Origin of the sequence: Curtobacterium sp. 1544, assembly GCF_040544915.1 — a bacterium.
GTDB classification, from domain to species: Bacteria; Actinomycetota; Actinomycetes; order Actinomycetales; family Microbacteriaceae; genus Curtobacterium; species Curtobacterium pusillum_C.
Genome location: NZ_JBEPKX010000016.1, coordinates 75665 through 88014, shown reverse-complemented (window position 1 = coordinate 88014; position 12350 = coordinate 75665). Strand labels below are relative to the sequence as shown.

Annotated in this window: 7 protein-coding genes; 5 read left to right on the top strand and 2 right to left on the bottom strand. The window is 71.4% G+C overall.

Annotated elements, in window-relative coordinates:
• Nucleotides 1–157: 157 nt before the first annotated feature.
• Entirely contained in the window at nt 158–988 is an 831-nt protein-coding gene (locus tag ABIC61_RS11250) for an aldo/keto reductase (protein ID WP_354029966.1), read from the bottom strand.
• 129 nt (nt 989–1117) lie between these two features.
• On the opposite strand from ABIC61_RS11250, the gene ABIC61_RS11245 reads away from it, so the two are divergent.
• Nucleotides 1118–5266, top strand: a complete 4149-nt coding sequence (locus tag ABIC61_RS11245) for a CLIPPER-2 domain-containing protein (RefSeq protein WP_354029965.1) — start codon at nt 1118–1120, stop codon at nt 5264–5266.
• Between the two features lie 87 nt (nt 5267–5353).
• Here the strand turns inward: ABIC61_RS11245 and ABIC61_RS11240 are convergent, their stop codons facing one another.
• Nucleotides 5354–5761 carry a pilus assembly protein CpaE gene (locus ABIC61_RS11240; protein ID WP_354029964.1) on the bottom strand — a complete coding sequence of 136 codons (408 nt, stop codon included), beginning with the start codon at nt 5759–5761 and terminating at the stop codon, nt 5354–5356.
• Nucleotides 5762–5978: 217 nt separating this feature from the next.
• Here ABIC61_RS11240 and ABIC61_RS11235 point away from each other — a divergent pair, with 217 nt between their 5' ends.
• From ABIC61_RS11235 to ABIC61_RS11220, 4 genes are all read left to right on the top strand, one after another.
• The gene (locus tag ABIC61_RS11235; RefSeq protein WP_354029963.1) at nt 5979–8714 is read left to right on the top strand and encodes a glycoside hydrolase family 2 protein; all 2736 of its coding nucleotides are present in this window, start codon (nt 5979–5981) and stop codon (nt 8712–8714) included.
• A gap of 47 nt (nt 8715–8761) precedes the next feature.
• Entirely contained in the window at nt 8762–10318 is a 1557-nt protein-coding gene (locus ABIC61_RS11230) for a sugar transferase (protein ID WP_354029962.1), read from the top strand.
• A 160-nt stretch (nt 10319–10478) separates the two neighbouring features.
• Nucleotides 10479–10763 (top strand): twin-arginine translocase TatA/TatE family subunit, encoded by a 285-nt coding sequence (tatA, locus tag ABIC61_RS11225; protein ID WP_440130722.1) that lies wholly within the window; start codon nt 10479–10481, stop codon nt 10761–10763.
• Nucleotides 10764–10967: 204 nt separating this feature from the next.
• The gene (locus tag ABIC61_RS11220; protein WP_354029961.1) at nt 10968–12350 is read left to right on the top strand and encodes an MFS transporter; all 1383 of its coding nucleotides are present in this window, start codon (nt 10968–10970) and stop codon (nt 12348–12350) included.

Below are 12350 nucleotides of genomic sequence, written 5' to 3'. Positions count from 1 at the left end.
ACCTCCTTGTGCCCCCCCGGGCCCCCGGGGGGGGCGCCCCCCCCCCCCCGGCCCCCCCCCCCCCCCGGGCCCCCCCCCCCGCCCCCCGCCCCCCCCCCCGGGGGGGGGGGGGGGGGCCGGCGCCCCCCCCCCCTCCCCTCTGTCGTGTGGTGACGACTCAGGCCGGGACGTAGTCGAACGTGTCCGGGTCCGGACCCGTCCGGTGTCCCTTGTCGAGTGACGAGATGTCGGTCATGTCGCCGTCGGAGAGCTCGAAGTCGAAGATGTCGAAGTTCTCCTGCACGCGGGCCTTCGTCACCGACTTCGGGAAGACGATGTCGCCGCGCTGGACGTGCCAGCGGAGGACGACCTGCGCCGGGGACTTGCCCACGTTGCCGGCGATGCGGGTGATGGTCTCGTCGTCGAGCACGAGGCCCTGGGCGATCGGGGACCAGGCCTCGGTCGCGATGCCGTGCTCGCGGCCGTACGCGCGGAGTTCGTCCTGCGTGAGGTACGGGTGCACCTCGATCTGGTTCACGGCCGGGGTGATCGTGGTCTCGGCGGCGAGCCGGTTGAGGTGGTGCGCCTGGAAGTTGCTCACGCCGATCGACCGGGCGATGCCGCCGCGGTAGAGCTCCTCCATCGACTTCCACGTCGGGACGAAGTCGACGACGGTGGCGAGGGGCCAGTGGATGAGGAAGAGGTCGGTGTAGCCGCCCAGCAGGTCAGCGGACTTCTTGCCGTTCTCGAGCGCGGCCTCGGGGTCGTGGAACCCGTTGTTGAGCTTCGAGGTGACGAAGATCTCCTCGCGGGGGATCCCGGACGCCTCGATGGCCTCGCCGACCTCCTTCTCGTTGCCGTACATCTCGGCGGTGTCGATGTGGCGGTACCCGACCTCGAGCGCGGTCAGCGTCGCTTCCTTGGTGTTCTCGGGCTCGATCTGGAAGACGCCGAAGCCGAGCTGCGGGATGGTCTTGCCGTCGTTGAGGGTGATGTTCGGAACGGTCATGGTGCCATGCAACCAAACGGCCCCCGAGGGTCATTCCGGGAACACCCAGCCGGGCGCGCCGACGATTTGCCCCGTCTACTGGAATCCAACATACTGGCGTGCCACTGCCGCTCGACCTCGGAGTTCCTCTTGCCAAGTTCCCACCGGAACCTGTCCTTGGCCGCGACCGCGGTCGGGGTGATCGCCGCCATCGCCGTACCCTTTGGTGCACCGGGGATCGCGGCGGCTGCCCCGTCTGCCACCGCCGCTGCGCCTCGCTCGAACGACGTCTTCGACGGGCCTCGCGTCCTGTTCGTCGAGGACTTCGAGCACGACGTCGCGACCACGCCGATCATGCTGGACCAGTACGTCGGTGCAGAGGGTGAGCGGTACACCGCAGACCCGGCATGGGTCGACGCATCGCAGTGCAACGGGATCATCACCAGTGCGACGAGCTCGAACGTCGCTGCGTGCACGGCCAACGCGGACCTTCGCAACCTCAGTGACGTGCTCGGGCGGATCACCGGGAACGACCCCCGTACCAACCATGCGGTGAGCGCCTGGACGTCCTCCCGGAACCTTCCCCGCAACGCGGTGCAGGTCGAGTCCCGTGATGCGTTCTCCCTCGGCTCGACGGGGCGGTTCGTCTCCTTCGGGGTGAGCGCCGCCGCCGGAGCCTGCGTCGGCTACACGCACCCGCTGCTCAACTTCCTGCTCGTCGACGGAGACACGGAACACCCAGTGTCCGAGCGGGCGATCGACCCGTGCACCGACCCTCGCTCGCAGGCGTTCACCGTGAACGGGGCCAGCTACCGCGGCGGCGAGTTCGTCTCCAGCGGCGGCGTGCTGTTCTCCGGGGACGCCCTGCGCTGGCGCCTGCGCAACGAGCAGTCCTCGTACAGCGGCAACGATGGTGCCATCGACCGCGTGACGATCGTCGACTCGACGCCCACGCTCGCGAACGCCTTCGCTGGCACCCCGATCGTCGGCGACACCGCTCGCATGACCGTCTCGGTCGTGAACACGTCCGAGCGCGGCTCGAAGCCGGGCTGGTCCTTCGCGGAACGCCTGCCCGAGGGGTTGACGGTCGCGAGCGACCCGAAGCTCCAGACGACCTGCACCGGAGCAGACACGACGGTCGAGCCCGGAGCCGCGGACGTCTCGGTCGCCGGTGACCTCGCCATCGACGCCGCGGACTGCACGGTCTCCTTCGACGTCCGCGCGGCCACGGCCGGCACGTACACGATCACCGGCGACGTCGTGACCCAGCACATGGGTGTCGACCTGCCGACCGCCGCGAGCGTGACGTTCGAGCCGGAGCGCAACGTCCTGGGCGTGTCCGAGCGCGGCGTCGTGACCGGCGGCAACGGCGACGACATCGCCGACCTGGGTGAGCAGATCGCGTTCGTCACCCGCGTCGAGAACCAGGGCAACGTCCCGGTCCGCGCGCTGGAGCTGTCTGGTGACCAGGGCGCGTTCAGCTGCGACGTGGCCACACTCGCTCCGGGAGCCTCGACCGAGTGCTCGACGACACCACGCGACGTGACGCAGGCGGACGTGGACTCCGGCGCGATCGAGGACACCGTCGAGGTCGGTGCCCTCTCCCGTCTCGGGGTTCCGGTGGCCGGCACGGCGTCCGCACGCGTCGAAGCGACCGAGAGCGCCGCCGCAGTGGCGCTCGTGATCGCGCCCCGGGCCGAGGGTCGCCCGGGTGTCGGCGACGAGGTGCAGCTGACCGCGACGGTCCGCAACTCCGGCAACACGTCGGTCCGTGACGTCGTCGTCACGCTGCCCGACCGCCCCGAGTTCTCTGTGCAGTGCGATGTGCAGTCGCTGGCGCCGGGTGCCTCGGTGGACTGTGAGGTCACCGGTGCCTACACGATCACCCAGGCGGACGTCGATGCCGGTTCCGTCGCGTTCGCCGCGAACGTCACTGCGACCGACGTCGCCGGTGCGCCCGTGCGAGCAGACGCTCGCGCGTCCCAGGACACCGTCGTGCAAGCGCCGTCCCTCTCCTCGACCCTCTCCGCTGCGCTGCGCGCCGAGGGGAAGAACCCGGCCCCCGGTGACGTCGTCACCAGGACGGTCCAGGTGCGGAACACCGGCAACGTCACGCTCACCGACGTCGCCGGGTCCGTCGACGGACGCCCGGACGCCCGGATCGTCTGCCCCACCGGTCCGCTCTCGCCGGGCGAGACGACCGAGTGCGTCGTCCCCGACCACGTCGTCACCCAGGCGGACATCGACCGTGGCTCGGTGACGTCCGAGGCGCAGATGCAGGCCACCGCTCCGTCCGGGCAGCCGGTCCGTTCGACGGACTCGGCGTCGGTCGAGCTCGAGCGGCGTAACACTCTCGGCGCCACCCTCTCCGCGTCGCTGGCCGCGCCGGGAGAAGCTCCCGAGGCCGGCGACCACGTCGCGCTCGGCCTGACCGTCCGGAACACCGGCAACAGCACGCTGAACGACGTCGCCGCATCGCTCGACGGGCGTGACAGCACGATCAGCTGCCCGACGGGAGCCCTCGCACCGGGAGCGGAGCGGGACTGCACCATCGAGGACCACGATCTGACGCAGGTCGAGATCGACCACGGCTCGGTGGACTTCGCCGTGACCGCGACGGCCTCCGGCCCCGGCGGACGCGAGGCCACCGGCAAGGACAGCGCTTCCGTCGAGCTTGCTCGGACCGCGGCCGTCGAGACGTCGGCGACGAGCGTGCTCGACCCGACCGAGCACGAGGTGCCGCTCGCCGGTGACACCGCGACGGTGTCGATCACGGTGCGGAACACGGGCAACGTCACGGTGACCGGTGTCCGCGCCCACGTGACCGACCGCGACGACCTGACCGTCTCCTGCCCGACCGACGAGCTCGCTCCCGGCGACTCGGTGACGTGCGAGGTGTCCTCCGTGACGCTGACCCACGCCGAGGTGGACGCCGGCGCGGTCCGGTTCCCCGTGGACGTCGCCGCCACCGGCGCCGACCGGCAGCGCGCCGAGGCGAACGGTGCGACCACGCTCGAGATCGTCCGGGCACCCGCCATCCGGGCCACCGCGACCGCCGCGGTCGACCACGACGGCACCGTGCACGCCGGCGACGCCGCTCGGGTCACCCTCACGGTCGAGAACACCGGCAACGTGACCGTGCGCGATCCGTCCGCGCTGGTCACGGGTCGGGACGACATGACGGTCACCTGCGCCGACGCCGAACTCGCACCCGGCGCCCGCACCGAGTGCACCGTCGCAGCACACCGTCTCACCCAGCAGGAGGTCGATGCCGGCAAGGTCTCGTTCACCCTGGTCGCTTCCGCGACCGGCTCGGACGGCACGACGGTGACGGCCGACGCTGAGGCCGGTACGGACATCGAGCGCGAGCCCGGGATCGAACTGACCGTCGTCGCGCACCTGGCCGCGTCGGAGCACGACGTCCCGCAGGCCGGTGACCGGGTGTCGGTCTCGGTGCGGACGACGAACACGGGCAACGTCACCCTGTCCGGAACGCACGCCGAGATCGTCGAGCTGGCCGACCTGCCCGTCGCCTGCGCGCCCACCGACACCGCGCCGGGTGCGCACGTCGACTGCACGGTCCCCGAGTACGTCCTCACCCAGGCGGACGTCGACCACGGCAGCGTGACCGTCGCCGCGGTGGCCGAGGCGACCGCTCCCGGCGGCGCGACCGTCTCCGATCGCGACGAGGTCACCGTCGGCCTCGCGGCTGCGAGCTCGCTCGACCTGTCCGGCGAAGCGGTCGTGCGCGACGCGACGGGTGCGTTCGTCGCCGTGGACCGCGACCGCGCGCTGCACCCGGGGACCGAGGTGTGGGTCCGCTTCACGGTGGTCAACACCGGGAACCTGGACGTCCGCGACCTCCGCGCCGCTGCCGAGCTGCCGGCGGTGACCGTCGAGGACACCGCGCTCGAGCCGGGAGCGCGGACGACCGCCGTCACGCAGCATCCGCACGTCGTCTCCGCAGCGGAGGCTGCGAAGGGAACCGTGGTCCTGACGGGCCAGCTGACCGCGCAGGTGCCGCGCGCCGACGGCGACACGACGGAGGCGCCGGGTGCGGCGACGGTCGGGCAGGCCCGGTCGATGCGCACCGCGACCGCCGTGCAGCCGACGTGGGTGTTCTCGAACGAGTACCGCACCACCCTGCGTGCCGAGGCGGCTCCTCTCGAACTCGCGTTCACCGGGTCCGAGGTCGTCCAGGTGGCGCTCCCGTCCGGGATCGTCCTCCTGCTTGCGGGTCTGGTACTCCTGGTCTGGATCCGGCGCGGGCGTGCCGAGCACGGCCGTCACCGCGCCTGATCGGCTGCGGAAGACGCAGGAGGGCCCGACCGGCGATGCCGGCCGGGCCCTCCGTGCAACTCCGAGGCGGCGACGGCGCGCGTCGTGTCAGTCCAGCGCGGACCGGATGTACGCGTGCAGCGCCCCGCCGTACGCGTCCGCCGCACCGGGCGCGCCGAACTCCTGCGAGGTGCCGCCGACCACCGCGGTCACGACGAAGTCAGACCCCGACCGGGTCAGCGAGACGAAGGCCGGCCCGAGCAGGTCCCGCAGCTGGTCCTCGCGCGGAAGCCACAACGACTCGGCGGCGTCGACCGAGTCGAGCGCCCACTCGGTCGTCCCGTTGAACCCGAGCACGGTGCCGGACGGGTAGTCGTGGCGTTCGACGGTCATCTCCGACACCGTGTAGACGTCGTCGTCGACGCCGGGCTTGTCGATGACGAACCGGTCCCCGGTCGTGGGGTGCCAGCGGAGTCCGGCGTCACGCAGGGCCGCGGCGAGAGCAACTGTGATCACGCATTCCAGCCTGCCACTCGGAACCGTGCAAGCTCCCCGTACTAGCATCGCCGAGCACCCCCACGCGCGACCGCACCAGCGTCCGCGCGCGCGAACGCGACGACGCCCGGCCAACCGGTGCCGCGCCTCCAGGCCGAAGAACCGGCCACGGGGCGGGCCACCGGCCGGCGTCCCGACCGAGGTGGACGACACCCTGTCCGCCCAGAGAAGGACCCGCATGACCCTCGAACGCGAGGAACTCCGCGACGACTGGACCGTGACCATGGTCGGAGGAACCGGCGCTCCGGACGGTGTCGCCGGCCGCACGATCCCGGCGACCGTACCGGGGCAGGTGCACACCGACCTGGAACGCGAGGGTCTGCTGGCGGACCCGACGTTCGACCGGAACGAGGACGCCGGCAAGTGGGTCGGCCGCGCGGACTGGGCGTACCGGCGGACGGTCGACGTCGACGCGAAGGGTTTCGAACGCGTCGACCTGGTGTGCGACGGGCTCGACACGGTGGCGGAGCTGAGCCTCGACGGCGTGGTCGTGGGCACCACCCGGAACATGCACCGGCGCTACCGCTTCGACGCGCGCGACCAGACCGGCGGGGTCGGCCGCGGCCGCAAGACCCTCGAGGTCCTGTTCGAATCGCCCTACCGCGAAGCCGGTCGTGTCGCGGCGAAGGCCGGCAGCATGCCCGGACCGTACGACGAGCCGTTCCCGTACATCCGGAAGATGGCCTCGAACTTCGGCTGGGACTGGGGCCTGACCGCGGTGACGAGCGGCCCGTGGCGACCGATCGCGATCGAGCGGTGGTCAACCGCGCGACTGCGCGAGGTCCGACCGCTGGTCGACGTGGAGGCGGGCGAAGGTGTGCTCGACGCGCATCTCACGGTCGAGCGCTCGGGGCTGAACGATCTCGACCAGGACGGCGAGGACGACGACCTCGTGCTCGTCGTGACGGTGAGCGGCGAGACCGCCGAGGGGACGGCGACGCGTCAGCGGTCCCGCGCGCAGCTCACGCCGAAGGACGACGAGACCGTGGTCACCGTCCGCGTGCCCGACGTGCAGCGCTGGTGGCCGCGGGGGTACGGCGAGCAAGCCCTGTACGACGTGGTCGTCGAGCTGCAGACCGTCGACGGCGAGGTCCTCGACCGGAACACCTTCCGCACCGGCTTCCGGTCGACGCGCATCGACACGGGCGCGGACGAGATCGGCAAGCCGTTCAACGTGCACGTCAACGGCACACTCATCGACGTGCGTGGCGTGAACTGGATCCCGGACGACGTCATCGTGTCGCGGGTCGACCGCTCGCGGGTGTCCTCTCGACTCGACGCAGCCGTCGACCTCAACGTGAACCTCGTGCGCGTCTGGGGCGGCGGTGTGTACGAGTCGAACGACTTCTACGAGGTCTGCGACGAACTCGGGCTGCTCGTCTGGCAGGACTTCCCGTTCGCCTGCTCCGCCTACCCCGAGGGCGAGCCGATCCGCAGCGAGGTCATCGCCGAGGCCCGGGACAACGTCGCACGCCTGTCGCGGCACCCGTCGCTCGTGGTGTGGAACGGCAACAACGAGAACATCTGGCTGCACGGGGTCGACAACTGGGGAGACGACCTCGGGGACCGCGGCTGGGGGCTCGACTACTACCTCGACCTGCTGCCGACGATCGTCGACGCCGTGGATCCGTCCCGCTTCTACACGGTCGCATCGCCGTGGTCGGGCGACGAGTCGCTGTTCGCGAACGACGTCGACCACGAGACGCACCACTCGTGGGACGTCTGGAACCGCCTGTCCGACGACCACTACCGTGACTCCGTGCCGCGGTTCGTCTCCGAGTTCGGGTGGCAGGCGCCGCCCGCGTGGCGCACCCTTCGCGATGCCGTGCGTGACTCACCTTTAGCCGTCGATTCGCCCGGTGTGGTCCACCACCAGAAGGCCGCGGACGGCATGGGGAAGCTCGCTCGGGGGCTCGCGCCGCGGTTCGGCTCGGTCTCGCCGCACGATTTCGACGAGTGGCACTACCTGACGCAGCTCCAGCAGGCGAGAGCGATCGCGACGGGCGTGGAGCACTGGCGGACGCACTGGCCCCGCAACACCGGGGTCGTGGTCTGGCAGCTGAACGACCTGTGGCCGGTGTCCTCGTGGTCGGCGATCGACTCGGCGGGGCGGCTGAAGCCGCTGGCGCACGAGCTGCGCCGGCTCTACGACGACGTGCTGCTGACGATCCGGCCGGTGCGGACGTCCGGCACGTCGGCGTCGGTCGACGACGCCGGTCCGGGAGGCGCGGATCGCCCCGCGTCGTCGGCTACGGTTCCGTCGTCGGCGGGCGCTGGGCCGGTGGCCGCCGGGTCGGCTGGTGACGGATCGCCCGATGCCGGTGCGTCGGCGGCCGACGAGGCGGGCGACCGAGCGGACACGCTGTCGCTCGGGGTGTCGCCCGGCGCGTTCGGGCACGCGCCCATCGAGGTCGCCGTCCGCTCCACGCGCGCCGGCCACGACAGCGTCGTGCGCGTCCGACGGATCACGCTCGCGGGGACGGTCCTCGCCGAGGTCACGCTCCCGGTGCGCCTCTCGGCGGCCGGGGTCGCCGTCGTGGCGCTGCCCGAGTCCGTCGGCGTGGTGGACGACCCCACCAACGAGCTCGTCGTGGCGGACATGGACTGGCGCCGTGCGGTGTGGACCCCGGCGCCGGACAAGGACATGCGGTGGGAGCCGGCGCGGTACCGGACGTCCTTCACCCCGGTCGGCGAGGACGGCCTCCAGCTCGTCGTGGAGGCGGAGAGTCTCGTGCGCGACTTCCTCGTGCAGCCGGACCGGGTCGCGTCAGGCGGCGCGGTGGATCGTGGGTTCATGACGTTGCTGCCTGGGGAGACGGTCTCGTTCCGACTCCGCGGCGTGACCGAGGCCGATGTGCCGGCGCTCCGGACGGCGCCGGTCATGACCACGCTGAACGACGTCCTCGGCGGTTGAAATACTGCACACCAGGCTGATATATTGACAGGACGCGCTACCCCGCTGTGACTCTCGGCGGAGCGCGTCCGGTCGACCTCCGTCGTGCCGGTCGCCGACTGGAGGTCCTCCCGATGTCCCTCGCGCTCCGCCTGGCTCCCCGTCCCGGATCCGCCCCGGCGGACAGCGCGGGTCTGCACGCTCACGACCGCGCACGGACCCGCCGCGGTCCCGCCGTCGGCACCGCTGCTCTCGACCTCGGACTCCTGCTCGCCGCGTTCGCCGTGGCGCACGTCCTCCGGTTCCCGTGGGAACTCTCGCGCTGGTCGGTCGACGCCGGATGGATCGAGTTCGTCGTGGCGCCCGCGATCGTCGTCGTGTGGATGGTCCTCCTCGTGGCGTTCCGCACGCGTGACCCCCGCATCACCGGGGTCGGCGGCGACGAGTACCGCCGGCTCCTGACCGCCAGTCTGCTCGCAGGCGCGGTCGTCGCCGTGGTGGCGTACGCCGCGAGCATCGACATCGCCCGGGGGTACGTCGCCATCGCCTTCCCGCTCGGGCTGCTGTTCCTCACGCTCGGTCGCAAGGCGTTGCGGACCGTCCTCGTGCGGCGCCGTGCCCGCGGCGAGCGGCTGCAGGACGTCCTGCTGGTCGGTGACGTCGAGGACGTCCGGTACGTCGGTCGTCGCATCGCGGCCACGCCGACCGCCGGGTACCGCGTCCGTGCCGTCGTGTCGGACTGCGCGGAGCCCGGCACGGAGGTCGACCTCGACGGCTCGGTCGTCCCGGTCGTGGGTGGGATCGACGACGTCCTCGACCTCGCGCAGAGCGGGAACGTCTCCGCGGTGGTCGTCGCCGGCGCCGTCCGGGGCGGGCACGAGCGGCTCCGTCGACTCGGCTGGCAGCTCGAAGAGCGCGGCATCGAACTCGTCGTGTCGTCCCCGCTGGCCGACATCGCCGCCGGCCGCGTGCACGAGCGCCCGGTCGACGGTCTGCCCCTCATGCACGTCGAGACGCCGGACTACCGGCGCCGGTTCGGCAAGCGTGCGCTGGACGTGGTCGGTGCCGTCGTCGGGTTGGTCCTCCTCTCACCGGTCTTCGCGATCATCGCTCTCGTGATCCGGATCGACGACGGTGGCCCGGCATTCTTCCGGCAGCCCCGCGTCGGACGTGGTGGCGAGGAGTTCTCGATCGTCAAGTTCCGGACGATGTGCACGGACGCCGAAGCCCGGCTCGACGACCTCTACGCTGCGAACGACGGTGACGGGCCGCACTTCAAGCTGCGTGTCGATCCCCGGATCACGCGAGTCGGTGCCTTCCTCCGGCGGACTTCGCTCGACGAACTCCCGCAGCTGTGGAACGTCCTGAACGGCACGATGAGCCTGGTGGGGCCGCGCCCAGCGAGTGCGCGTGAGGTGGCAGCGTACGAAGACTTCGCCGACCGCCGGCTCCTCGTGACCCCGGGTATGACCGGGCTCTGGCAGATCAGCGGCCGATCGAACCTCGACTGGGCGGACGGGCTTCGCCTGGACCTGCACTACGTCGAGAACTGGTCCTTCGCACACGACGTCGTGATCCTGGCGCGCACGATCCCGTCCGTTCTTCGCTCTCGCGGGGCGTACTGACTCGCTCCCGATCCTCCCGCTGCCTGTGCGAACGGTGTCCGTTCGGGTGCCCGGCCTGGGCTTCCCGGGGCGTGCGAGTTACGATGGTCGGACGACGGACCTCCGCCGCACGCGTCGACGGTGACACGGAGACGGCGACCAGATCCAGATTCAAGGAGTCATGATGCTCGGAAACCTCGGTGGCGTACACCTGCTGATCATCCTCGGGATCGTCATCCTGCTGTTCGGTGCGACCAAGCTCCCGGCGCTCGCCAAGGGTCTCGGGCAGTCGATCAACATCTTCAAGAAGGAGATGGGCGACGACGACAAGAAGGCCAAGGGCACCGATGCTGGCGTGCAGGCTGAGCGCATGAACACCGCCGCGGCTGAGCCCGCGGCACCCGTCGCCCAGCCGGTCGTGAACCCCGGCCCGTCGGTGCAGCCGAACTCGGACCACAGGAACTAGGACCCAGCCCCGTCCTGTCGGAAGCCCCCGCGACCACTCCGGTCGCGGGGGCTTCGTCATGCGCGGGGGCGCGGGCGTCCGCAGTGTGCGAGGTTCCGACGAGTGTGGGACGCCGCGCGCCTCGCACGGTGTGCGGAACGTCGCACGCTGGGCGGGTCGACCTCGCACGGTGCGAGGTGCGACTCGCGGGTGGAGGATGAGCACATGACCTCCGCGCCGCTCCGGGACGACCGGCGCATCGTGCTGGTCGTGGCGATCCTGGCCTCGTTCGTGGTCGGGCTGGACGCGAGCGTCGTGAACGTCGCGCTCCCGGCGATCCGGCAGGAGCTCGGTGGTGGGCTCGTCGTGCAGCAGTGGGTCGTCGACGCGTACATGGTGACGCTCGGTTCGCTCATCCTCGTGGCCGGGTCGCTGTCGGACGTGTTCGGCCGGGTGCGCATCATCACGTGGGGTCTCGTCGTCTTCGGGGTGGCCTCGATCGCGTGCGCCGCAGCTCCGACGGGCGAGGTCCTCATCGTGTCCCGGGCGCTGCAGGGTGTCGGCGGGGCGCTCGTGACCCCGAGTTCGCTCGCGCTCATCGTGGCGGCGTACCGAGGCGCTGCGCAGTCGAAGGCGATCGGTTCGTGGACGGCGTGGTCGAGCGCTGCCGTGATCGTCGGGCCGGTGGTCGGTGGCCTGATCGTCGACGGTCTGGGCTGGAGGTGGATCTTCGTGCTCACGGCGATCCCGATCGCGGTGACGATCCCGCTCGTGCTCCGGATCACGGGTGACGTCCGGCACGAGCACCGGCCGCGGATCGACGTCGTGGGGGCGGTGCTGGCGGTGCTCGGCGTCGGTGGGGTCGTCCTCGGGTTGATCGAGCAGGAACGGCTCGGGTGGGGGTCCCCGGTGGTGGTCGCTGCCCTCGTGGTCGGGGCCGCGGCGCTCGTGGCGTTCGTGCCGTGGGAGCTCCGGGTGACCCGGACGACCGGTGCACCCCTGGTGCCGCTCGCACTGTTCCGGGCGCGGAACTTCACCGTCGGGAACCTGGCGACGTTGTCGATCTACGGCGCCCTCGGGATGGTCGGCTTCGTGGTGACGCTGTTCCTGCAGGAGGTCTGGCGGCTCCCCGCCTGGCTCGCCGGCATCGCCACACTGCCGCCGACGTTGCTGCTCCTGGCGCTCTCGACGACCGTCGGCGCCTTCGCCGGGAAGTACGGACCGCGGTGGTTCATGGCAGCCGGGCCCGCGGTCGGAGCGATCGGTGCCGTGTTGATGGTGCTCGCCGGAGATGACCCACGGGCGTACTGGTGGTCGATCCTGCCCGGGCTGGTGCTGGTCGGCGTCGGGATCTCCCTCATGGTGACGCCCCTGACGAGTGCCGTGCTCGGGTCGGTGCCGGAGAACGAGGCCGGTGTGGGGTCGGCCGTGAACAACGCGATCGCGCGGATCGCGAGCCTCGTGATGGTGGCGCTCGCGGGCATCGTGCTCGGTGGCGGCATGAGCACGGCGGGGTTCCACCGAGCCGTGATCGTGATGGCACTGCTCCTGCTCGCCGGCGCTGTGGTGAGTGCCGTCGGAATCCGGAATGCGCCGCCGCGCTCGTAA

Excerpts from the sequence above, each read along its gene's own strand:
- ABIC61_RS11250 (WP_354029966.1), bottom strand. The coding sequence starts at position 988 with ATGACCGTTCCGAACATCACCCTCAACGACGGCAAGACCATCCCGCAG.
- ABIC61_RS11235 (WP_354029963.1), top strand. The coding sequence starts at position 5,979 with ATGACCCTCGAACGCGAGGAACTCCGCGACGACTGGACCGTGACCATG.
- tatA (WP_440130722.1), top strand. The coding sequence starts at position 10,479 with ATGATGCTCGGAAACCTCGGTGGCGTACACCTGCTGATCATCCTCGGG.
- ABIC61_RS11220 (WP_354029961.1), top strand. The coding sequence starts at position 10,968 with ATGACCTCCGCGCCGCTCCGGGACGACCGGCGCATCGTGCTGGTCGTG.